The organism is Peribacillus sp. NPDC076916 (genome assembly GCF_050269675.1).
GTDB lineage: Bacteria > Bacillota > Bacilli > Bacillales > DSM-1321 > Peribacillus > Peribacillus aracenensis.
Genome location: NZ_JBNNIU010000003.1, coordinates 354,994 through 378,997, shown reverse-complemented (window position 1 = coordinate 378,997; position 24,004 = coordinate 354,994). Strand labels below are relative to the sequence as shown.

Sequence of the window (24,004 nt, the reverse complement as noted above, 5' to 3'; positions counted from 1 at the left end):
AGCGTCAAACGCTTTTCTATTCTTGGTTAAGTGTATTTAATTATTTCCGACATTTATAATATCCATCAATTCCCTGGCTGATGTGGCTTTAACCATCTTTTCGATATTCTCCATCTCGGAGCAGGTAACTGCAATGCCGGATAGAATTTCAAGATGTGTCCCGTCCTTGCCGGCGATGCCGAATATCAATCGTGCCTTTTGGCCGTCAAAGTCGACACCATCAGGAATTTGCAGAACGGTAAATCCGGATTTAAGGACATCTTTCTTAGCTTCTTCGGTTCCGTGCGGAATGGCTACATCATTCCCCATATAGGTTGAAGTCAATTCATCACGGGCAATCATTGCTTCAATATAGCTTTCCTTAACGTAACCTGCATTGACTAAAGCTCTTCCTGCAAAGCGGATCGCTTCTTCCTTATTGGCGAATTGTTGATTAAGGAAGACGTTTTCTTCGCGAAGCAATTCATTATCATCCTGCTCATCATCATTGATGCCAGGCTCAATTGAATGTGCACGAACACCAGGAACCTTCTCTTCAGCATCTTCGACGATTTCATGCAGCTCATCGGTGCCATCGTCCTGAAGCCGTGCAAGCAATGAATCGTATTCAGGGCTCGATAGGAAATTATCCACCGATACATGATAAGCATTCGGCACTTTATTCTGTGCCCTTGGAGTTAACTCTTCCTGTGTTATGACGATTTGTGCATCAGCAGGAATGTTCGAGATCGCCGTATTGGTCACGGTGATATTCAAACCGGCTTCCTTCACCTTCTTGCGAAGCAGCGAAGCTCCCATCGCACTTGACCCCATCCCAGCATCGCAGGCAAATATTATTTTGCTGACGCCTGATGGCATCGTTCCCGGATTTGAAGCGAATACATCGGCAACAGAGCTTTTCTTACCTTTCATTTCTTGCATTTTTTTCGCGGCATCTTCAATATTCTCTTCAGATTGCTTTCCTGTTTTCAGGATGAATGCACCGACGATGAATGAAACAAGGGCTGCTACGATCACGCCTGCAAAGTTAGCAATATATGCGCCTGCATTATGCGGAGTTACTGCTGTAATGGCAAGTATGCTGCCTGGAGAAGCAGGAGCGAACAACCCTCCGCCCAGTAGGACCAATGTGAATACTCCACTCATGCCTCCAAGAATGACGGCTAAGAATAACATCGGCTTCATTAGGATATAAGGGAAATATATTTCATGGATCCCGCCGAAGAAATGAATGATGGCCGCTCCTGGAGCCGATTTCTTCGCCGTTCCCTTTCCGAAAAAGCAGTAGGCAAGCAATACGCCGATACCCGGTCCAGGATTCGATTCCAAAAGGAACAGGATGGAAGCCCCTGTTTGTTTAACTTGCTCTACACCGATTGGTGATAGTACACCATGATTGATGGCATTGTTCAAGAACAATACCTTGGCAGGCTCGATCAGGATACTTGTCAACGGCAGTAAACCTGTACCGACAAGCCAATCGACTCCAGCTACTAGCCAGCCTGTAAATACGTCTACAGCAGGCCCAATGGCCAAGAAGGATAGAATGGACAATAAGCCGCCAATTATCCCCGCTGAGAAATTATTAACAAGCATTTCAAAACCGGCTTTTATTTTCCCTTCAATCAATTGATCGAATTTCTTGATGACATAACCGCCGAACGGTCCCATTATCATGGCGCCAAGGAACATCGGGATATCAGATCCGACGATGACACCCATTGTCGCAATGGCACCGACTACGCCGCCACGGTGGTCATGGATTAACTTACCACCTGTATACCCAATTAAAAGCGGCAGCAAAAACGTAACCATCGGTGTAACCATTTTGGCAAGGCTTTCATTTGGCAGGAAACCAGATGGGATGAATAAGGCAGTGATTAGCCCCCATGCTATGAAAGCTGATATATTCGGCATGACCATTGAACTTAGAAAGTTACCGAACTTTTGAACTGCAACTTTTATATTAAAGTGAGCCATTTTGCTCTCTCCCCTTCATAATTAATATAGTTTCCTTTAATCTTAAGGTACGTACCTTCCTCATTCAATAAAAGTAAAAGCTAACTTTGTCGCGAAAGAGAAGACAAACATAATGTATCTCACTTTTTCTAGATTTATTCAGCGCTTGATGCAGACAGAAAAAAGTCCCGTTCGCATCTTGACGAACGGGACTCTTTAGAGCTTTATAGTGGGATGATTCCCAATAGAACACATACCACTATCATGACAAGCGTCGATCCGCATGCCCATTTCAGGAAGGTACGCTGCAATGCACCGAAATCTTCGCCTACCATTCCAACCAATAGATAGGTAGATGGAACAAGCGGGCTTAATAGATGGACGGGCAACCCTAATAGTGAAGCTCTGCCGATCATGGCAGGGTCAATTCCATAAGCAGCTCCCGCTTTAGCAAGCAATGGGAGCACACCATAATAAAATGCATCATTAGACATGAAGAACGTAAAAGGTGCTGAGATGACGGCTGTAATGACAGCAAAATGTGTGCCCATTTGATCTGGAATATGCTGAATCAATGAGTTTGCCATGGCATCGACCATTTCCGTTCCGGCAAGGATTCCAGTGAAGACACCTGCTGCAAAAATCATCGAAATTACAGATAAAGCATTGTCCGCATAGTTTGCCACACGCTCTTTTTGATCACTGAGTTTCGGATAATTGACCGTAATGGCAATCGCGAAACCTATCATGAACAGAACCGCTGAAGGCATAAGTTCCATGATCAGCGCCACCAGCAATGTAAGAGTCAATGCGTAATTGAATATTATCAATTTAGGACGCTTAAGATAAGCATCTTCCGTTGCAGCCGCTTGCTGTGCCATAACACGATAATCTACTTCTATGATCCCGATTCTTTTTCTTTCTTTTTTACCCAGGCAATATGCCATGAAAAGGACGAACAGGACCCCGCCGATCATCGCTGGGATGACAGGAGTGAAAACATCGGACATTTCAAGTTTCAAAGCGGTCATCACCCGTGCTGTAGGGCCTCCCCAAGGAAGAAGGTTCATGACTCCAGATGACGAAACGGCAATGCCGGCCAATACAAGCGGCCTCATGCCAATCCGTTTATATAGCGGAAGCATGGCTGAAATCGTTATCATATATGTGGTTGTACCATCTCCATCCAAGGAAATCAGCAAAGCCAGGACGGCCGTGCCGATGGCGATTTTCACTGGATCTCCTTTTACAACCTTAAGTATCGTATTGATGATCGGATCAAAAACGCCAGCATCGATCAAAATGCCAAAGAAAAGGATCGCAAATAAAATCATGATTCCCGTCGGCGCAACGCCTTTGATCCCTTCCAGCGCCATCTCACCCATTTTACCGCCAAACCCGCCAATAAGTGCAAAGGCACTTGGCACTGCAATCAAAGCTATCATGGCTGAAAGTCGCCTTGTCATAATTAAAATCATAAACGCTACTATCATCAAGTATCCTAATAAAGCGAGCATATCAATCACTCCTTATCTTCTAATAAGGTAAATTGTATATGAAACCGCTTCATTTGTAAGCGTTCTCAATTTATTGTGTTTTAAAACTATTTTGTTAATTTTGTTCATTGTGTTCACGGAAGCGATTTTTCGAGGCTGAACCGGCGCCACTCCACGGGTTGAATGGCGGGTTCTTTAAGCGGATGATTGCAATTATTAAGAAAACTTTGACTATGTTTTTGCAAAGACACGCTGCTGCGCATGTATCTCATTTCCGAATCTCCTTAAGAATAAGATAACAATTAAAACATCGTTTTTTTTGACATATATTGCTTTTTTAAAATCGCATAAAAAAAACACCTCCAATCTTGAAGGTGTTTCACACTTCATTCTATTGAATTTTATAATATCTTCGCTCAGGTCTTCCCACTACCCCGTATACGACTTCCGCTTTACATTTCTTTACGGATATCAAATATTCAAGATAGCGTCTCGCTGTTGTCCTGGAAGCGCCGATCTGTCCGCTCACTTGCTCAGCCGACAAACCGATATCGCTTGCTTTGAGTACCTCGATGACTTTCGCCAAAGTGATTTCGTCGACCCCTTTCGGTAAGGCCGGCCCATCGTTCGTTTCCGAAACCGCAGATCCCTTATTCAAAATGAGATCAACAAAATCCTGATCTATCTCTTGTTTGGACTTCATCAGATGGACCTTCTTCAGATACTCTTCGATAACTTGGTTGAAACGCTTCATTTCCACTGGTTTAATTAAATAATTCTCAACACCATAGTGAAGCGCCTTTTCAAGTTGGTCTTTATCCGTTGCCGCGGTGATCATGATGATATCCACATTCGGGAACCTTTTCCGTATGTCCGGAAGAAGGTCTGTACCAAGTTGATCCGGCATATAAACATCAAGCAAAAGCAAATCCGGGCTTTTTTGCTCCAAGATCCGAAGCGTTTTTTTTGCGTTGACAGCTTTTCCGACCACTTCTATTTCATCAAAGTTTTTTAAGAATTTTTCATGGATATCCGCTACACGAAAATCATCTTCTGCGATGACTGCTCTTATCTTCAGCATTCTTTCCCTCCTCACTGTTCTTTAGGAAGATACACGGTGAATATAGTGTTTCCATCCTCGCTGTGAACTTCGATGATGCCGCCCAGCTCTTTGACGACATGATCAGCATTCGCAAGTCCATAACCACTCGGACTTCCGTTGTTTTTCGAAGTGAAACCCCGATCGAAAATATGGGCGACAGCATCCTCAGGTATTCCTTTTCCGTTATCACTCACTTCAAATACCATATCATTTCCGATATCTGTGGCGAAAAATTTCACGAGCGGCTCTTCCATGCTTGAAACCGCTTCAAGTGCATTATCGATAATGTTGCCCAGAATCAATGTTAGTTGTGACAATTTTATATGATCCGGCAGTTTCTCTAGGTAACTTTGGGCATCTATTTCAAAGATGATCTTCTTCTCCGATGCCTTCCCTATCTTTCCAAGTAAAAGGGCTTGTACCTTTGTATCCTTGATCTGTTCGAACACGACACGGTTCAGGGAATGCAATTCGGATGTTTCGCTTTGAATCATATCTATTGCTTCATCATATTCACCTAATTGTATCAAACCTGAAAGGACGTATAGTTTATTGGTGAACTCATGGGTCTGGGCCCTTAAATCCTCTGAATGCATCTTCACTTCCGATAATGTGTTAACCATTTCCTCAATTTCCGTTCGATCACGGAACGAAGCGACAACACCACTTACCCCTTCACTATCGAAGATTGGTGTACAATTGACGATAACGGATTTGTCTTTCCATGAAATCTCCTTATCCACCTGCGGTTCACCGGACTTCAGCACTTCGAATAAATATTTCGAAGGGAATAGGCCATCCACATTCAAATGGCGAACGGACTCTTTAATATCGAGCAATTTTTTTGCCGGCTGATTCATCGAAGTAATCAACCCATTTTGGTCAATGGCCAGAATCCCTTCTTTCACCGATTGAAGCACTGCATTTTTTTCTTTATATAAATTGGCGATTTCAAATGGTTCCAGCCCCAATGTATCTTTACGTATGCTCCTTGCCAGCATATAACTGCCAATGATCGATATCATGATGGCCACTAAAGATACAATCATCTCTTTGGACAAATCCTTGAATATTTGGGCGCGGACATCGTCCACTAAAAAACCGACGGAGACGATTCCAATTATTTTTCCATTCGCATCGAATACCGGTGACTTCCCCCGAATGGAAAGACCGAGCGACCCTGCCGCTTCGGAGACATAATATTCGCCTTCCTTAATGGCCCTGGCATTATCCCCGCCTTCCATCCGCTTCCCAATTTCGGAAGCCAGCGGATGGGAATAGCGAATGCCCTCTTTATTCCCGACAACGATGAACTCAGCTCCCGTTTCCCTGCGGATCTTTTCGGCAATCGGCTGAATTATGCCTGCGGGATCATCCGTTTCAAAGGCCTCTGTGACGGTAGGCATGAAGCTAATCGTCTTTGAAAGTTCCAACGCCAATTGACCTTTATCCTTCGCTATTTGCCTTCCTTCCATATAGGAAAAAGAAGTCGTCAATAAGAGTATCAAAAACAGGCTCAACGATAAGACTAACCCAAGAATCTTGGTTTCTAGCGATACTTTCCTCATATTCAGCAGCATCCTCTATTTTCATTTTCATTCACTAATTTTATAGGAGCATAATGATTTTACCATTTCTATTAAATATTGAACATTGTTGGCCGTTTATTTCACGACATTCAAAAATGTTTCAAATGACTTATATGATCATCATCACCCTTTTGCTTATTTATGATTTTTTTCCAGTCAGTTTACTATCTCATTTCGTTTCATCCGAGGTATTTCTTGGGATTATGATTGTTTTATTTCTCAGTTTCCTATTTAAGAAAGATGGTCACGCCGATCATGAAATGAGGATCAAGGCGCAATTGTTTTTTACACCCTGTATCTCCTTTCCCTAGTCGGATTGTTGACCGCTTTAGGGGAACGATCAACGATAGGCATATCCTTTAATGATGTCTTTCTTTGGATAGTGCTGCTTCTTTCTTGCTACCCTATCTTTTCTTACTGGAAGAAAGCAAAACAGCATGAAACCTAAAAATGCTCAAAGGAAACATCTCCTTTGAGCATTTTCAAAAACAGGTAAAAGAATTGATTTGTCTTGTATCAATGCCAAAAATCGTCCAGAACCTGCCATTCCACCTGAAGCCGGCAACAGATCGCGGACCGACAAAAACAGGATAATACCAGAAACTCGCACCATTATTTAGCCATATAAAAGTATTCCTAAACAGACAAAACGAAATGGCACCTGGATCTATGGCAAATGTTGAAGCCGATTGCTGTTGAGGGATAAACGCTGGCGGGGGAGCTGTTGGTGCTTGCGAACCCGGCGGTGGCCCTGCACCGGGAAAACCGGGTTGGCCTGGAAAGCCTGGCTGCCCTGGAAAGCCTGGTGATTCAGGGATGCCCGGAAAGCCTGGTGATCCAGGGATACCTGGAAAGCCGGATAGACCGGGAAACTGCCGTTCAAGAAAAACTTGATCTTCATAATGATACGTCGGGTACATATACATGGTCATTCACCTCTATATGATTGAATGGAATAATGTATGTTATATGGACTAAAGATGTTTGGGCTGGATATGCAGTTTATCTCCGAATTTAAAGATATATCGACGCATTCTACTGTTTTATCTCCGAATTCAGGGATATATCGACGAATTCTACTGTTTTATCTCCGAATTTGAAATATACACGAAGTCAATATAGCAATCTCCATAAATAGAAGGTCGCATAGGATTCCCAATCGGCCCACGCTGCCGATAGTTTCAGGATTTCCGCTTTCGTTGGTTTTGCTTCCGTTTCCATGACCAGTTTCATGGAATTATGCAGCCCGACGTCATCGATGGGAAAGGCTGCTGGAAAACGCAAACAGCGCATCAAGACATAGTTCGCTGTCCACGGACCGATTCCCCGTATTTTTGTCAGCATTTTTTCGGCCTCTTTTACATCCTTTACATTCAATAGCTTTTCTTTAGTAAGTTCCCCTCCTGCAATCAGTTGAGCAACGCCTATTAAATATTCACACTTCTTCACCGTCATCCTCAAATCGGCAAAATCTTCGACCGTTAATTTCGCGATCACATCAGGCTTTGGAAACAGCCAATATTGCTTTCCTTCGAATTCAACAAAATTACCAAATCCCTCCACAAGCCTCCGTTTCAAGGTATAGGCATAGGTCAAGTTAATCTGCTGTCCAAGTATTCCCCAGGCAATCGCTTCGAATAAATCCGGGATGCCCATATTTCTCAGACCGAAGAATTGGCTTACCGGCTTGTGCAATAAAGGGTCATTTTGGGCCATCTCATAAAAAGGAAGCAGGTTTGTCTCAAGATCGAACCAATGACGAACGTATTGGGAAACAGCATCCTTTACCTGATTATCCATCACTGCAGTTCGTCCTGGAAACCGAACGGTCAGCTCCTTTTCATCCATCGCACTGATTTCCACTAAGAGTGTCTCGTTCTCGATAACAAGTGCTCGATAAATTTTTTGATCAACAATGTCGAACAGACATTCATTGGCCGATCTTGATAAGTATGTAAGATTTTCCGAAAAACTAAACTCCCTTGGTACATGAATCCTCAATTCGATCATGCCTTCATCCATTGATATGTCCTCCTTTGTCCCATTCTCTTTATACTAATGAAAAATGGATTCGTTATCTTGCGCTTTCATTCAACTCCCTTATTTTAACATTACGTTATCTTGCTTTTATATTATCAATATGTTTGTATATCAACCCTTTCTTGTATACTAAAAGCAGAGGTGAATGTGTTGAATCCAAAAAAGGCAGATTTCCCGAATGAATATTGGAAAGCTATTATAGATTGTGATGCAGCATATGATGATCATTTTTTATACGGAGTAATTACGACGGGCATCTTTTGCAGGCCCTCCTGTAAATCCAGGGTGCCGAATAAGGAAAACGTGAAGGTTTTCAAAAATGCCATGATGGCTTTGAAAGAAGATTTCCGGCCTTGTAAACGATGTAAGCCGGAAGGATTGAATTTGCCGATAGAAGAATGGGTTGAACAAATAGCCGAATGGATCGACAACCATTACAGCGAACCCCTCACATTGAACAAATTGGCGGATATTTCCCACGGGAGTCCCTATCATTTACAACGATCATTCAAGCGTGTGAAGGGAATCTCGCCCACTGAATACATTCAACGGCTACGCCTTGAAAAAGCAACGTGGCTGCTGGAAAAGTCCGAACAGCCGATAACTGAAATAGGCCTGGCTGTCGGGTTCTCTAGTACACCCTATTTCATGACGCTATTCAAAAGGAAAATGGGGATTACCCCTTCAGGATATCGGAAAGCTTATCTCAAAACTCAAGTTTTGGAGCGTGAAGAAAATGAAGAATGATAAAGAACAAACCATCGATTGGGCCATATTGCATTATGATAGATGGCAGTTATATGTGGCCAAAACGGAAAAAGGGCTTTGCTATGTAGGCTCTCCTGGTCAAACATATGAAGAACTGAAGTCTTGGCTACAAAAACGCTTTCCAAATGCGAGACTTATTGAAAATGAAAAAGCATTAAAACCCTATCTAAGAGAACTCCAAGAATATTTCGGAGGAACCAGGCAGACCTTCTCACTTCCGACAGATGTAAAAGGCACGCCCTTTCAACAAGAAATTTGGGCAGCGCTGGATCAAATACCTTACGGAAAAACCTGTTCCTATTCCGATATTGCCCAAATCATCCAAAGACCAGCAGCTGTTCGGGCGGTCGGTACGGCCATTGGTGCCAATCCTGTTCTGATCACGGTGCCATGTCATCGGGTTATCAGAAAAAACGGGAACATTACCGGTTACCGTGGAGGTACGGAGATGAAACAATATCTACTACATTTGGAAGCGGAAATGAAGGTATGAGCACAATCTGACCGAAAAAAAAGCATCCGACCATACGGATGCTTTTATTGCCTTAGTTTTTTAGTACCAAATGGTCACAGCTTTATTATATGCATCACTATTAGGTATTGCATGTATCCCTTGGGCCTGTGCCTTGCGCGGGTCATAATCATATACCATTGGTGTATAGCACGAGGTCTGCCCGATATTCACGACACCATTACCCCCGGAGCTGGCACATGTATAGGCCTTACCATCTGTACTTCGGACGATTCTGGCGTCCGCTTCATGGTTGTATACGGCGGGCCGTGTCACGGTCACTTTTGCCCAGGCGGTTTTACAGACAGTGCTGAATTTCAATTCTACGTACGAATTTGAATCGATCCATTTTTTATCCTTCGTCACCGCCGAACTTGCACAACTATTATAGAATGGACTTTTTCCATCATAAGTATGTGTTTCAGCCAGAGCCTGATTTTTTCCAAATCCAAAGTCGACAAGAAACATCGACAGTGTCATCACCATGGATAAACCTATCATTTTCAGCTTATTATTCAAGTCATTCGTCCTTTCTTTGCATAAAAGTAGATGAAGGATTTCACTTTATGATTAATACCAGCCAGTTTCGCCTGCCGTATATGGCCAGTATGCAACCGCTTGAGCTTTTCGCGGATCTAAATCATATACCATTGGTGTATAGCATGACGTTTGACCTTTATTTATTTCACCATTTCCTCCAGGAGATGCACAGCTAAATTGTTTATTATCAGTATTTCGGACAACCAATGCCGTCGCCTCCCCATCTGCTTTAGCCGGTCTGCTTAGAGTGAGCTTTGCCCAAGCTGTTTTGCAAGTTGTACTGAATTTCAACTCTAAATTTGCAGAAGCACCGTTTAAATTAATTTTCACATTCTTCTTCGTTACTGCACTGTCCGCACAATTGTTATAGTAAGGACTTTTTCCATCATAGGTGTGTGTTTCTGCTGATGCATTGCTTGCAAAAAGATCAAGGGAGCCAAAAAGGACTAAAGAAGCTACAAAAAATGAAATACATAAAACCATTTTCTTCATTATTTCACTCATCCCCTTAACAAGATTTGTACACTGTTCATATTACAATTTTGACATATTCTTACAAGTGATAAATTCCCTAGTTCATGAAAAACCGCATCCCCGCCTTTAACTGGCAGCCTCCCATCACTATTACAGTCTGGTATGCTTCGCTTCATCAACCCAATCACCAGAGGACAAAGTCATTATGCCTATGAGCCATTCAGGACAAATACGGGAACATCTAAGGACATATGAATGTCGCGTTGAGACAAAACGAGCCAATAGGCTGCCGTTGACCGGGAAAGACACAGGCCGTTGTACTTAATGTTTTTCAGAAAAAAGAAAAGCCTCGACAAAACTCGAATCGTTTTGTCGGGGCTTCATTTTCATTTAGTAAGGTTTTCCCTGATCAATCTAATGATGCTTTCATAATAGGAAAGATCATGCGGAACGAACTCATCCCGTCCGACAAAGCGATCGATCTTCACCCTACGGCCTTCGTGATTCATTTCAAATCCCTTAATATTCACTTTGTCCTCCGCTCCGGTCCAAAGCTTTTCGAAGTCATTCAGCACAACTTTCAACATTCCGGAAACCTCTTCTGGCTGCAGGGTGAAATCATCGAAGCTATGTGCACTTTCATATAGAAAGACGTTTGCCAGTTCTTTGTCGTTGAAATCTACTTTCGTTTGATGGTATTCAATGATCCCTAATGGAACCAACTCGTCAAAGGAAACGTCAATGCCTATTTCTTCTTTAATCTCCCTGACTCCGTCGTATACCGTTTCATGAGCCAGTAAATGGCCTGCAGCGGTAATATCCAATAGATTCGGATAATCTTTTTTCATCGCACAACGATGCTGAAGATATAGGTAATCCACGCCCGCTTCCGAACTTGCGAACCAGCAATGGAAAACCTCATGCCAATGTCCCAATCTATGTACTTCCTCACGTGAAGCTACGCCTGTTTGAATGCGATTTGAATCGAAAACTTTCAGCAACTCAGTTTCCATGGAGCTTCACTCCCATTGCTTCATCCTTTTTCTTTTCGCCAATTTTTCGGGTTTAAATAACCTTTATATTTAGCAGCCACTTCTTTCCCGACCAAAAGCGCGCCTGCCCAAAACATGACTTCCGCAAAGACGATTGCACCTGTTATGACCCCTGCTTTAGCCGCAGTCGAAAATGGCGTAAAAGGAGCTACGACAGGAATGATCCAAGTGAGAAGGGAAATGATCAGAAATCCCATCCCTACTTTGTAAAACCTCGATTTCTTTACTTCCTTACCTTCTTTATCCAATTAAATAACCTCCGTCATGATGATTTTCATTTAATTACCCCGCCAGACATTCCACTTTCAAATAGTAATAGATTCTTTTTTTATACGTTCGAATGTTCATTTCGTTTCATAAATATGAGAAATAAATAAATTCCATTTGAGGAAAACTAATGGAGGTATTATGAGAGGACATGGGATCTATTAATGAATTGACTTTACTATTCTTAATGGATTTAATAATCTTATACAAGCTATTCTTATAAACAACTGCATGCAGGAAAGGAAAATCCAATGTACATTGAATTCATTGCCACAACGATAGAAGATGCCATTATAATCGAAGAATCGGGCGCAGACCGAATCGAGCTTGTCAGTTCTTTGGCCGAGGGGGGATTAACTCCAAGCCACGCCCTGATAGAAGCTGTCGTTCATTCAGTAAAGATACCAGTCAACGTGATGGTGAGGCCCCATAGCCAGTCGTTTTGTTATACGCAAAAAGATTTGGAAATCATGAAAAAAGATATCCAAATCATTCGTTCACTTGGAGCGAACGGGGTCGTTTTGGGTGTATTAAATGAAAAAAACGAAATCAATCGACCTTACCTCGAAGAATTATTGACGGTATGTGAAGGTTTGGAGATTACATTCCACCGAGCCATAGATGAAACAAACGACCCAGTCATTTCAGCTGAAACACTGGCACAATATCGAGAAATCACAACGATATTGACGTCAGGTGGGCATGGGGATTTCCCCAGCCGCATGAAAACGATTCAACAAATGAAAAGAGTCTGCGGCGACATAGCGATACTGGTTGGAAGCGGCTTAAATAAGGATAATATCCTTGCTATCCATTCCGAATTGCATACCGGTCACTATCATTTCGGTACGGCTGTTCGAAAAAACAACAGTATCATTGAAGGAGTTATATTAGAAAAAGCTAAGGAAATCGTAAACATGCTAAAGAAATAATGTCGGTAAGGGACCGCTTCTTTGGTCCCTTTTATGATGCAGACCTCTTTTTTTATAAAAAGACCGAGTCCCAAAACCAAATAAATAGTGCCGTCAAAAGCAAGCACCGAACAGCCAGCGTTCCAATCGTTATAAGAAAAAGCGCCATTAAAAACATTTCTTTACAGTGCGGGGCTGGTTCCAATTACGACAGTGGCGTCCCGTTCAACACATTTTACCACCCGTGGCATCACCCCGTATCCAGCAAAGATTTCCACGGTCTGCATCGCTTGCCGCTCACTGGTCTCGACTAACAAATGGGAGCCCGGTGCCAGCCAAAGTGTTGCCGAAGCTGCCACCCTTCGCTGGACATCAAGCCCGTCCGCCCCGCCGTCTAATGCCACCCTCGCCTCATGCATGCGCGCTTCATGGGGTAGTAGACCGATTCCCTCAGTAGGGACGTATGGTGCGTTTGCGACCAGTACGTCAACACGTCCCCGTAAATTGGATGGAAGCGGTTCATAGAGGTCCCCTTCGTATACCTGACCATTGACTGAAGTGACGTTACGACGCGCGCACCGCACCGCGGCCGGGTCAATGTCGACGGCGTACAATTCAATATCTTCGAGAACATCGCCCACAGCGGAGCCCACCGCGCCCGTACCGCAGCACAAGTCCACCACGACTGCTCCTGGCATAGCAAGTGCTGCCGCTTGGCGGACTAAAAACTCGGTCCGTCTGCGGGGTACGAAGACTCCGGGGTCAACTTCTATCCGGATACCGCAGAATTCCGCCCAGCCGATGACGTGTTCAAGGGGCAAACCCGCTATCCGTCTATCCACCATCCCGGCCAATTCGGCCGTTGTCCCTGCCGCGCTGATGAGCAACCGGGCCTCTTCCTCGGCGTAAACACAACCTGCGGCCCGAAGTTTAGTGACGATGCTTATATAAATGCCCTTTCCATTAAAAACAGCCACTTTACTTCCATCAACATCATTAATTTCCCCGAGGTTAAAGGCGGCATTCCTAAATTCCATAAGTTTCCCCCTATTCTCCATAAATCGGAATATTAAAAATATTAACACAACTATAGTATACAGCTTCTTAAACTGACCGTCCCTTTAGCTATAAAATAAAAAGGTTGCCGGAGCAACCTTCCATCTAATCTGGGAATCAATTTTTGTTGGCGTCAGCAAAATGACCCATCGCATCACACATGAATTTTGCTAAACCATCACCGTATTTGTCGATATTTTTAGTGAAACGTTGATCATTCACGTACATTTGACCTAATCCCTTGAAAGCATCCAGTGAGTATGTGCCGAAGTTATTGTTCAAACAATCATACCATTCTTTAATTGCCTCTTGTACCTCCTCCGACTTGGGCGAGTCATTTCGGATTGACGCAAGTTTGATATAGATTTCCGATACAATTTTCTGTGCATCTTTGGACATGCCCGCCACTTTAGCCTTCGACTCATCGACAGCTTTATCCCCCCAAAGCTTGCGGGCTTCTTCTTCATATGGATTCTGACTGAAATCAAACCCTTCAAATTTTTCTTTATTCGTCATTTGAATTTCCCCTTTCATATGCTTAATCGATTTTTCGACCGTCTTAATTAATTTATCGAGCTGACTGCGTTTCTCCAGTAACATTTTTTGATGTTTCATTAACGCATCTTGTTTATCAAACGAAGAGCTGCTTATCATTTGTTTTATTTCCTTTAACGGCATGCCAAGTTCCCTGAAAAACAGGATTTGCTGCAACATCTCAAGATTATCATTCGAATAAAGGCGATAACCTGATTCGGTTATTTCCTCTGGCGATAATAACCCAATTTCATCATAATAATGCAGTGTCCGCACACTAATGCCAACTAAATCGGCCAGCTCTTTCACTTTCATTGCCACTGCTTCTTACCTCCTTTCGATATCATTTACTTTAAGGTATTACGCAACGTCAGAGTCAAATGGAAAAATGAAAATTTTCCGCCCAATTACAAAAGACGATCCTTCCCAATGAAGAATCGCATGTTAGTAGAATTCACTCTATGTAAAAGCTGAGGATTAAAGCTAAATCAATTTTCATTCATGGAACGTATACTCTGCATGAAAGTTAGCTCTGATCTTGGCTTTCCTTCTATCTCCAATGATCGGGAATGCTTAATGTGCGCGGCAATTTTGTCTTTGTATCGCCTTTAGCCGAGTTAATCTGTGCTTGTGTGATGAAGAAACTCCCGGTGAGATCGGCACCGCTTAAATCAGCGTCCCTAAAGTCTGCACCGATAAGATCCGTCACTCTCATGTCAGCTTCTCTGAGGTCGGATGCGATAAGTAAAGCTCCTCTTAAGTTCGCTCCCCTAAGGTCAGCGCCTCTCAACTTTGCACCGATAAGGTCACTTCCCCTACCTATTTTGTTCTGTTTTTTCTGATTTTTATTTTTATTAAATGATGCCTTTGCACGTACGAGTTCACTTGTGCGCAGAAGCAAATCATTAACGATCACTCTATGAGCTGGTACATTCAGGTCCATGATAGACTTTGGACTTTGCTTAGTGAGATATTCCGTTTCTTCGAAAGCAGCCTGCAAATCTTGATAAAGAGGTTTCGCATCTTCTAAATTCAGCGCTTCATTTAAGTAACAAAGCATTTCATGAAGATGTTGCATAATAGGAAACACATCGAACATTTCCTTTGCTGACGCTGGGTTGTCTCTCCAATCGTTTCCACCATATGTGAGTTGAGATACCTTTTGCCCCGCACCGAAGCATTCATATACCGTACAGCCCCTAAAACCTTTTGCTCTGAGATTTTCATGGATGCCGCAACGATAATCCGATTGAAGGTTTGAACATGGTGTACCCCCATCTTTATCAAATGCAAAATCAGCAGATTTTGCATAAGGCAAAGCTACACAGCACAAACCAAAACAATTCTCACAGTCTGCACGTAAATGGTTAAGAATACTATCGTGATTCGTTAATTGATTAAACAATCCTTACACTTCCTTCTATTAAATACAACCAATCGTTTCATGCTAGTTGATTTTTTTGTTTTCTTCTATAGAATTTAGTTCTTCCCATTCTTCAAGTGAAAGTTTTTCGGTCATATGCTTATATGCATCAGGGACTTTTATCGAACACATGAGTTCGAGGCTATTTCCATCTGGGTCATTGAAATAGACGGAAGCGTTACCTTGGTGCGGGCGCACAAAAGGTTCAATCGATTTCCTTTTTCCAAAAGGGACGACTTCAATTTTCAGGGATTGGAGCCAAGTTAATGCATTTTTCATATTTTCATAAGATACCCGAAATGCGATATGCCTTAGTGAAGGGTGGTATGGAGTTTGATATTCTTTCCCTTCCCATAATCCGACCCAGCTTTTGTTTTCCTCTATCCAAAAGAAGGCAGTATCTTCATCCCTCCAGGCTAGTTTCAAGCCTATTTTCTTATAAAAATCCATAGAGATGGCCAGGTCCTTGACGGGTAGATGGGCTTCATATAAACCTTCTATCATATTATATTCTCCTTTCTCATTCTAGGTAATGAAAGCTTTTACTATTCTTGCGAAACATTCATGCCGGCATCATACTATTTAACCATTTCTTAGCAAAATCTCTGAATTCAAGTTCTTGATATTCTTTCCATACACTTACCACCGGCAAATAGCACGGGGGCACTGTAGCAGCATATTTATGAACTTAATAAAATTTACCATACAGATAAATACAACATTAATAAGGTAATACCAAAATATGTGGATGATATAAGAACATGATTATATTAAAGTGACCTACTATAATGGATAAACGTTTCCTTTTGACCACTGAGGTCATTTTTTTCCTCATTAATACAAATTCGTGTAAACCCGTTTTTCTCTAAAACTTTTTGAGAGGCAATATTATTACTTGTCGTTTTCGCCTGTATATGGTTTACTCTCGACTCTGACGCTGTGTTAAGCAATTGCTTTAACGCTTTATTCGCTATTCCCCTTTGCGTATACTTCTCTCCAATTCTATAACCAACATATGCCACGCCATTGGTATTATCAATAGCAACAAGGTTAATTCTTCCGACAATTGAGCCTGAGCCATTCTTAATTAGATAAAAATATGAGATATTTTCTGCTTGTTCTTTTAATAATTCCCTATGTCTATTTTTAAACGTTTCGAAGATATAATAATCGTCTCCGCGACTTGGGACCGTTTGTTCAAAAAATGTTCTGTTATTGCATTCAAATTTAAATAACTCTTCCGCATCTTGTTCTTTTAGCTTATTAATAAATATTTCCATAAGTAAAATCACCGCCTTTTTCTGAAACACCTAACACATACTTGCAATGTTTGATAACTTCTATACCTCATTCAAGAAACTAACGGATTTATCCTTCTTGATCATATATAAAAAAGGAAAAGGATCCCATAAACAGGACAGTCCTTTTCCTTTAATGTTATCCACTTTTAAATAGGAAACGCTTATCTTAAAGCCTCTGTAAGTGACTCTATCATTTTTTGATAATTTACTTTCTGACCCGTCCATTTTTCAATTGAAAGGGCATTTTGAGAGGCAAGCATTTTTATACCGTTTTGTGTATTCGCTCCATTTCTGCGAGCTTGTTTTAAGATTTGCGTTTCTGCAGGGTTATAAATGATATCCGAAACAAATGCACCTTTTTTTAATTGGGTGATGTTAATAGGTGATTGACCTACGTCCGGCCACATCCCAATAGAGGTTGTTTGAATAATGATATCGTACTGATCCTGGTTATTTTCTGCTTCATCAAGAGAGATAACTTTTGTATGTCTATGATTTGCACCTAACTCTTTTAGTGCCTCAGCCTTCTCAAGCGTCCTATTAGCAAGATCTATATGTACATCTTCAAATTGGGATAGCGTATAATAAATGGATTGGGCAGCGCCGCCTGCGCCTAAAATAAGTATATGTTCCTTCTGTAAGCTTGGTCTGTTCATGTCTTCTAATAAAGCTTTAAGACAGGCTTCTCCATCAAAGTTAAACCCAACATATTTTCCATCTATGAGTTGTACAACATTGACTGCCTTCTTTTTTTCGGCTATCGGGTCAACTTCATCGAGAAAAGGGATAACTTTTGCTTTAAAGGGTACTGTTACCATAAACCCTTTGATGCCAATCGCTTTCATGCCTTTAATAGCGGTCTCTATATCTTCATGCTCTACGTGAAAAGCTTGAAAATGCGCATTGATTTCATGTAATGCATAAGCTTCATTTTGAATTAAGGGTGACAAAGAGTGCGCTATTGGATTTCCTATTATTCCAAATAATTCCTTCATTTATATCCCTCGCAATCAAAGTAATCGTTCCTTAAAATTCTTCTTGATTCCAAACAACCAATTTCATTTCCGTCATTTCTTCAATCGTATATTTTAACCCTTCGCGGGCATTACCGCTTTCTTTCACTCCCCCATAGGGCATTTGATCTACTCGATAAGTTGGAATATCATTAATCATAACCCCACCTACTTCAAGTCGCTTAGAAGCCTGCATGGCCGTATGGATATCCTTTGTAAAAATTCCCGCCTGTAGTCCAAATCTTGAATCATTAATGTAGTCGATTCCTTCAGATACATTTTTAATAGGATTAATCGTGACAATCGGTGCAAACACTTCTTGGCAGGATACTTTTGAATCGGATGCTACACCAACAATGGCAGTCGGTAACAAAACATTATTCTCAATCCGACCACCCGAAATGATCTGTCCACCATCACTAACCGCTTCATCAATCCAAGTTTTTGCTCGTTCTTGTTCTTTTCTAGAAATGAGAGATGATAAATCTGTGTTTTCATCTAACGGATCTCCCAATACAAGTTTCTCTGTCGCCGCTTTGAATTTTTCCGTGAATGCCACAAATGAATTTTCGTGAATATAAATCCTTTGAAGGGATATACAAATTTGTCCTTGGTTAGAGAAAGCTCCTATTACGCATCTGGGAATTATTTTATCCAGATTCACTCTATCATCGATTATAAGACCGGCATTAGAGCCCAGTTCTAATGCCACCTTCTTTAAACCAGCCTTAGTCCTGATACCAATTCCCACTTCTGGACTACCAGTAAAAGTAACCATATTGACCTTATCACTCGTTACTAATCTCTCTCCAACTAAACTTCCACTGCCACTCACCACATTAAAGGAACCCTTTGGTATGCCCGCTTCTTCCAATAACTCAGCAAGAAAATAAGCTGACAACGGCGTTTGAGATGCTGGCTTTAATACAATGGTATTACCAGCTGCAATGGCAGGGCCCACTTTATGAGCAACTAAATTCATCGGAAAATTAAATGGTGTAATGGCAGCGACGACACCGATAGGCTCCCTTAATGTATATCCCAGTCTGTTTGCACCATTTCTAGCAGCATCCAAAGGAATCATTTCACCATGAATGCGTTTGGCTTCTTCTGCTGCGAATTTATACGTTTCAATCGTTCTGTCTACTTCTCCTAAAGAGAATTTTAATGGTTTTGAAGATTCCAAGGAAATGATTTGAGCGGCCTTTAATCTATTTTCCGTTAACAAGCCAACTAATTTTTCTAGTATGTCAGCTTTTTCATAAGCTGTTAACTTTGCCATCACTTCTCGATTTTTATAAGCAGCATCGATAGCTGCATCCACTTCTTTTTCTGATGCTTGAGGGATCTCGGCAATTTTCTCCTGTGAATAAGGAGAAACCAAATCTGCATATTGTTCAGATTCGATCCATTCACCATTGATAAATAGTTTCTTTTTCAATCCAGCTCACACTCCTTCTCTTTTTCACTTACCTTCCTAAAACCCCACCGTCTACAGGAATTAATGTGCCTGTCACATAATCAGAAGCAGGAGCCGCTAAAAATAAGGCTACACCAGCAACATCCTCAGGTGTTCCCCATCTTTTAGCAGGAATTCTTGCTTCTACTTGTGCTCCCCTCACTGGATCATTCATTAAATCCGTATTCATCGTAGTTAACATATAGCCAGGTGCGATTGCATTCACTTGAATCCCATACTCAGCCCACTCGTTTGATAGGGACTTTGTTAATTGTAAAACGGCACCCTTGCTAGTAGAATACGCAGCCGCATTAAAACCACCTATTACAGAAAGAATGGATCCCATATTAACGATTTTTCCTGAACCCTGCTTCTTCATTTCTAATGCAGCTAATCTAGATAATTCAAAAACGGCCGTTACATTCAGACCCAGAATTCTATTCCAACTTTCGAGCGAAAACTCAAAAGCGGGTTTTCTTTCAATTAATCCAGCACTGTTAATTAAAATATCAACTGTTCCGCCTAATTTCTCTAAGGCTTCTTTAAACGACTCTCTTAAACTTTCCAAGTCTAATAAATTCCCTTTAATAGCATGGATCTGACCTTCATTGGCTTCTAATTTGCTAGAAATAAGAGATAGCTCATCAGAAATATCTATTACTGCAATTTCTACACCCGCATTGTGAAAAGCTTCTACCATTGAAAATCCTAAGCCTTGAGCCCCACCAGTTATAATGGCTTTTTTACCCTTTAAATCAAACATATGCTCACCTTCCCATTAAGAATGAATTCCTTTTCCAATTAGTATATTTGCAGATTCCATTAATACCTCTGAGAGAGAGGGATGCGGTTGTACCATTTGTGCAAGTTCATCCACTGTTCCTTCTAAATACATAAAAGCTGATGATTGGCTAATCATTTCAGTGACATGAGCGCCTACCATAACAACGCCTACTATTTCCCCATATTTCTCATCAATCATCACTTTGGAAAATCCTTCTGTTTCACCCATTGTGAGAGCCTTTCCATTTCCTGAAAAGGAATATTTATTTACCTTATACGGGATATTTTTTTCTTTAAGTTCAACTTCACTTATTCCAACACTAGCTACTTGCGGGTTTGTATAGATACAACGAGGCATCACTTTATCATTCATCTTTACTTTTTCTTCATCTAAATTTTCAACAGCCGTTATTCCTTCAGCACTCGCTACATGCGCTAATTGAAGGCCTCCGATAACATCTCCTACAGCAAAATAACCTTTTTTACTCGTTTCCATATAATCATCTACGGCGATATGCCCACCATTCATTGTAAGATTCAGTTCAGAAACACTTGAAAGATTAGGTTTACGGCCAACTGCTAGAAGTATTTCATCTGCTATGAGGGTCTCTGTTTTACCTTGTTGTGAGACAATGGATATTGTCTTTTGATTATTACTTTCTTTAATGGATATCACTTGATATTTCGTTAAAACTTTAATGCCTTTCTTCTTTAAACTTTTATGTAAAGTTTTTGCAGCATCTTCATCTTCTGTTGATATGATCCTTTCACCTAGTTCAACAATCGTGACCTTCGTTTTCAAACTAGCAAAGATATTAGCAAACTCAACCCCTATGACGCCTCCACCTACAATCACAATGGATTGTGGGATCTCTGTAACATTAAAAATAGTATCTGTTGTGTGAAAATCAACGGAGTGAAGGCCATCAATTGGCGGTACGAAAGGATGGCTACCTGTCGCAATAATGATTTTTTCCCCAGTAATTTGTTTCGTTTCATTTTCTGTTTGAATCGTTACTTTTTTTTCAGCGTGAATGGTCCCATATCCGTTGTATACATCGATTTTCCCCATTCTTAATAAATGTTCGATTCCACTTCTCAGGGTTGTAATCACCTGATCTTTACGCGCAAACATTTCTTTCAATGAAAAGCTTACATTTTCCGTTTTAATTCCCCAGTTTTTTGCTTTTTCAATTTCTTCTATAATCTGTGCATGTTTTAATAAAGTCTTTGAAGGAATACACCCCCTATTCAAACACGTACCACCTAAATGACCGGCTTCCACAAGTGCTGTCCGTTTACCCTTTTTGGCAGCTCTAATTGCGGCAACGTATCCGCCTGGACCACCACCAACAATTACTACATCGTAAGAAGTCATTCTGACACCACCTTATATCATTAATTTGAATGGATTTTCTAGTACATCTTTTAAATCAGTCAAGAATGCTGCTGCAGGAGCACCATCAATAATTCGGTGGTCAAAAGATAAGCTTAAGCTCATCATTGATCGAATGGCTATTTCCCCATTCACGATGACTGGCTTTTTCTGAATGCGCCCTACCCCTAGAATAGCTGCATTGGGACTATTTATAATCGGTGTGAATCCATCAACGGCATACATGCCTAAATTGCTAATTGTAAAAGTGCTACCTTGCATATCATCAAGAGAAAGTTGTCCCTCCCGAGCTTGTTTTCCAATACTTTTAGCTTCTTTTGTAAGAGTGGCAAGTCCTTTTTTATCAACATCTCTAAGAACGGGAACGACTAAACCATCTGGAACTGCCACAGCCATGCCGATATTTATATGCGAATGGTAGACAATCTCTTTTTCCTCTAAAGATATATTGATGCTTGGATTTTGTTTTAGAGCAAATGCTGTTGCTTTAATCAAGATTTCATTGAAAGATATTCTTAAACCTTCCGATTTTTCAATAACTGGCAATAAGTCTTGACGAAGAGATACACTATTACTCATATCAATTTCTGATAAGAGGGTTACATGTGGATATGTATAGGCACTTTCAGAAATTCTATCCGCTATGACTTTACGCATGCCTTTAAATGGCACTCGTTTATCGATTAGATTTGTATTCGAAATCTCAACCTTTTCACTTACCCCATTTGATGAAACTAGATCTTCTTTGAGGATTTTTCCATGTAAACCTGATCCAGTCATATCGGTATAATTAATTCCTTGATCATCGGCGATTTTCTTCGCTAATGGTGTGATTTTCTTAGCATGCTTCTCTATGAATCTTTCAACGTCCATTTTATGAATACGTCCAAGCTGACCTGATCCTACAATGTCCTTTAAATTTACTTGATGTTCGATCGCAAGCTTTCTTGCAGCAGGTGTTCTTCTTATTTTGTTATCATGGTTCGGCTGTCCTACTTTACTCATTTCTTTTTCAGGCGGCGATTGTTTCTCTTCTCTAGGTTCATAAGAAGCATTTGGCGACAGATTTGCTAATCCCTCTACACTTTCTCCTTCTTCACCTATATATGAAATGATTTCATGTACCTTTACGACTGAGCCAGCATCATATAATGTTTTCAACAAAACACCCGTTGTCTCTGCTTCAATCTCCATCACTAATTTATCCGTTTGAATCTCAGCAATGGGATCTCCTTCTTCAATCATTTCCCCAATTTGGACTAACCAAGAGACAATTGTTCCTTCTTCCATTGTTGCGCCAAGTTTAGGCATGACTACTTCTGATGCCATCATGACACCTCCTTACTTATTCATTAATTTTCTGCACTCTTGAACAATGTCATTTACCTGTGGAACTGCAGCTTTTTCTAATTCTGGATTATATGGAATAGGCGTAGCAACACCACCTAAGCGTCTAATTGGAGCATCCAAGAAATCAAATGCATCACTTTCCGCAATCATACTTGCAATTTCCGCACCGTATCCGCCTCTTTTTACCGCTTCATATACAACTAAGACGCGACTTGTTTTCTTAACGGAATTTAAAATGGTTTCTGTATCTAACGGCACTAAAGTACGAGGATCAATCACTTCTACGTTAATCCCCTCTTTTTCAAGTTCTTCAGCTGCTTCAAGTGCTCGATTAACCATGATAGCTGTCGCTACGATTGTGATATCTGTACCTTCTTTTTTGATATCCGCTTGTCCTAATGGGATTTCATAGTTTTCTTCTGGCACGTCTCCTTTGGTATTGTAAAGAAGTTTATGCTCATAGAATAAAACGGGATTATTATCTTTAATCGCTGCCTTCATTAGCCCTTTTGCATCATAGGCATTTGAAGGCTGAACAACCTTTAAGCCGGGAACATGTGTCATCCACGCTTCTAAACTTTGTGAATGTTGTGCAGCAAATCCCGCACCAGAGCCCCCTGGGAGCCTAATAACCACAGGAACTTTGGCTTTTCCCCCAAACATATATCGCGTTTTCGCAGCTTGGTTAACAATATTATCAGTAGCTATCATAATGAAATCGGAAAACTGAAGTTCTAAAATAGGCCTCATTCCTGTCATAGCTGCACCAACCGCACATCCACTAATGGCAGCCTCAGAAATAGGGGTATTTCTTACCCGTTCCGGACCAAATTCCTCGATCATACCATTAGTCAATCCGAAAGCTCCTCCATAAATCCCGATATCTTCTCCCATAATAAAAACATCATTATCTTTGCGCATTTCTTGACTCATTGATTCTCTAATCGCTTCTAAATAAGTAATTTCTCTCACACTATTCA

Annotated in this window: 24 protein-coding genes; 3 read left to right on the top strand and 21 right to left on the bottom strand. The window is 41.2% G+C overall.

The annotated features are described in order from the left end of the window. Nucleotides 1–36: 36 nt before the first annotated feature. The 6 genes from ACQKFG_RS11385 to ACQKFG_RS11360 form a co-directional block, all read right to left on the bottom strand. Nucleotides 37–1,980, bottom strand: a complete 1,944-nt coding sequence (locus ACQKFG_RS11385) for a PTS mannitol transporter subunit IICBA (RefSeq protein ID WP_427558947.1) — start codon at nt 1,978–1,980, stop codon at nt 37–39. Nucleotides 1,981–2,183: 203 nt separating this feature from the next. After that, nucleotides 2,184–3,476 carry a CitMHS family transporter gene (locus ACQKFG_RS11380; protein WP_192206229.1) on the bottom strand — a complete coding sequence of 431 codons (1,293 nt, stop codon included), beginning with the start codon at nt 3,474–3,476 and terminating at the stop codon, nt 2,184–2,186. 370 nt (nt 3,477–3,846) lie between these two features. Beyond that, nucleotides 3,847–4,536, bottom strand: a complete 690-nt coding sequence (locus tag ACQKFG_RS11375; RefSeq protein ID WP_427558944.1) for a response regulator — start codon at nt 4,534–4,536, stop codon at nt 3,847–3,849. Nucleotides 4,537–4,547: 11 nt separating this feature from the next. Then, the gene (locus ACQKFG_RS11370) at nt 4,548–6,125 is read right to left on the bottom strand and encodes a sensor histidine kinase (protein WP_349727717.1); all 1,578 of its coding nucleotides are present in this window, start codon (nt 6,123–6,125) and stop codon (nt 4,548–4,550) included. A 503-nt stretch (nt 6,126–6,628) separates the two neighbouring features. Further along, the gene (locus tag ACQKFG_RS11365) at nt 6,629–7,078 is read right to left on the bottom strand and encodes a collagen-like triple helix repeat-containing protein (RefSeq protein WP_427558940.1); all 450 of its coding nucleotides are present in this window, start codon (nt 7,076–7,078) and stop codon (nt 6,629–6,631) included. A gap of 181 nt (nt 7,079–7,259) precedes the next feature. After that, nucleotides 7,260–8,168, bottom strand: a complete 909-nt coding sequence (locus tag ACQKFG_RS11360; protein ID WP_427558937.1) for a DNA-3-methyladenine glycosylase family protein — start codon at nt 8,166–8,168, stop codon at nt 7,260–7,262. A gap of 168 nt (nt 8,169–8,336) precedes the next feature. Here ACQKFG_RS11360 and ACQKFG_RS11355 point away from each other — a divergent pair, with 168 nt between their 5' ends. Beyond that, nucleotides 8,337–8,933 carry a bifunctional transcriptional activator/DNA repair enzyme AdaA gene (locus tag ACQKFG_RS11355; RefSeq protein ID WP_427558934.1) on the top strand — a complete coding sequence of 199 codons (597 nt, stop codon included), beginning with the start codon at nt 8,337–8,339 and terminating at the stop codon, nt 8,931–8,933. Next, nucleotides 8,923–9,447 carry a methylated-DNA--[protein]-cysteine S-methyltransferase gene (locus ACQKFG_RS11350; RefSeq protein WP_427558931.1) on the top strand — a complete coding sequence of 175 codons (525 nt, stop codon included), beginning with the start codon at nt 8,923–8,925 and terminating at the stop codon, nt 9,445–9,447. Before ACQKFG_RS11355 ends, ACQKFG_RS11350 begins: the two co-directional genes overlap by 11 nt. Before the next feature lie 60 nt (nt 9,448–9,507). Here the strand turns inward: ACQKFG_RS11350 and ACQKFG_RS11345 are convergent, their stop codons facing one another. From ACQKFG_RS11345 to ACQKFG_RS11330, 4 genes are all read right to left on the bottom strand, one after another. Next, the gene (locus ACQKFG_RS11345; RefSeq protein ID WP_283918415.1) at nt 9,508–9,951 is read right to left on the bottom strand and encodes a DUF2690 domain-containing protein; all 444 of its coding nucleotides are present in this window, start codon (nt 9,949–9,951) and stop codon (nt 9,508–9,510) included. 84 nt (nt 9,952–10,035) lie between these two features. Further along, nucleotides 10,036–10,497, bottom strand: a complete 462-nt coding sequence (locus ACQKFG_RS11340; RefSeq protein ID WP_192206236.1) for a DUF2690 domain-containing protein — start codon at nt 10,495–10,497, stop codon at nt 10,036–10,038. Nucleotides 10,498–10,865: 368 nt separating this feature from the next. Continuing rightward, nucleotides 10,866–11,492, bottom strand: coding sequence for an NUDIX hydrolase (locus ACQKFG_RS11335; protein WP_427558928.1), 627 nt, complete (start codon nt 11,490–11,492; stop codon nt 10,866–10,868). Between the two features lie 20 nt (nt 11,493–11,512). After that, nucleotides 11,513–11,779 (bottom strand): transporter suffix domain-containing protein, encoded by a 267-nt coding sequence (locus ACQKFG_RS11330; protein WP_342614369.1) that lies wholly within the window; start codon nt 11,777–11,779, stop codon nt 11,513–11,515. 270 nt (nt 11,780–12,049) lie between these two features. On the opposite strand from ACQKFG_RS11330, the gene ACQKFG_RS11325 reads away from it, so the two are divergent. Then, on the top strand, nt 12,050–12,730 hold the full coding sequence (locus tag ACQKFG_RS11325) for a copper homeostasis protein CutC (RefSeq protein ID WP_192206238.1): 681 nt from the start codon (nt 12,050–12,052) through the stop codon (nt 12,728–12,730). A 161-nt stretch (nt 12,731–12,891) separates the two neighbouring features. Here the strand turns inward: ACQKFG_RS11325 and ACQKFG_RS11320 are convergent, their stop codons facing one another. The 11 genes from ACQKFG_RS11320 to ACQKFG_RS11270 form a co-directional block, all read right to left on the bottom strand. After that, nucleotides 12,892–13,746, bottom strand: a complete 855-nt coding sequence (locus ACQKFG_RS11320) for a putative protein N(5)-glutamine methyltransferase (RefSeq protein WP_427558924.1) — start codon at nt 13,744–13,746, stop codon at nt 12,892–12,894. Between the two features lie 136 nt (nt 13,747–13,882). Then, nucleotides 13,883–14,620 carry a MerR family transcriptional regulator gene (locus tag ACQKFG_RS11315; protein ID WP_342614371.1) on the bottom strand — a complete coding sequence of 246 codons (738 nt, stop codon included), beginning with the start codon at nt 14,618–14,620 and terminating at the stop codon, nt 13,883–13,885. A 229-nt stretch (nt 14,621–14,849) separates the two neighbouring features. Continuing rightward, on the bottom strand, nt 14,850–15,704 hold the full coding sequence (locus ACQKFG_RS11310) for a pentapeptide repeat-containing protein (protein WP_427558921.1): 855 nt from the start codon (nt 15,702–15,704) through the stop codon (nt 14,850–14,852). A 42-nt stretch (nt 15,705–15,746) separates the two neighbouring features. Then, complete coding sequence (locus ACQKFG_RS11305; protein ID WP_192206241.1) at nt 15,747–16,226, bottom strand: VOC family protein; 480 nt, start codon at nt 16,224–16,226, stop codon at nt 15,747–15,749. A gap of 266 nt (nt 16,227–16,492) precedes the next feature. After that, on the bottom strand, nt 16,493–17,002 hold the full coding sequence (locus ACQKFG_RS11300; protein WP_427558918.1) for a GNAT family N-acetyltransferase: 510 nt from the start codon (nt 17,000–17,002) through the stop codon (nt 16,493–16,495). Nucleotides 17,003–17,184: 182 nt separating this feature from the next. Next, nucleotides 17,185–18,018, bottom strand: coding sequence for a shikimate dehydrogenase (gene aroE, locus ACQKFG_RS11295; protein ID WP_427558915.1), 834 nt, complete (start codon nt 18,016–18,018; stop codon nt 17,185–17,187). A gap of 31 nt (nt 18,019–18,049) precedes the next feature. After that, nucleotides 18,050–19,477 (bottom strand): aldehyde dehydrogenase family protein, encoded by a 1,428-nt coding sequence (locus ACQKFG_RS11290; RefSeq protein WP_427558912.1) that lies wholly within the window; start codon nt 19,475–19,477, stop codon nt 18,050–18,052. A gap of 28 nt (nt 19,478–19,505) precedes the next feature. Then, complete coding sequence (locus tag ACQKFG_RS11285) at nt 19,506–20,258, bottom strand: SDR family NAD(P)-dependent oxidoreductase (protein WP_427558909.1); 753 nt, start codon at nt 20,256–20,258, stop codon at nt 19,506–19,508. Nucleotides 20,259–20,273: 15 nt separating this feature from the next. Next, nucleotides 20,274–21,656: a dihydrolipoyl dehydrogenase gene (gene lpdA / locus ACQKFG_RS11280; protein WP_427558906.1), complete on the bottom strand. Its 1,383-nt coding sequence runs from the start codon at nt 21,654–21,656 to the stop codon at nt 20,274–20,276. Nucleotides 21,657–21,668: 12 nt separating this feature from the next. Then, entirely contained in the window at nt 21,669–23,003 is a 1,335-nt protein-coding gene (locus ACQKFG_RS11275) for a dihydrolipoamide acetyltransferase family protein (protein WP_427558903.1), read from the bottom strand. Nucleotides 23,004–23,015: 12 nt separating this feature from the next. Beyond that, nucleotides 23,016–23,996 (bottom strand): alpha-ketoacid dehydrogenase subunit beta, encoded by a 981-nt coding sequence (locus ACQKFG_RS11270; protein ID WP_427558900.1) that lies wholly within the window; start codon nt 23,994–23,996, stop codon nt 23,016–23,018. Nucleotides 23,997–24,004 lie beyond the last annotated feature (8 nt).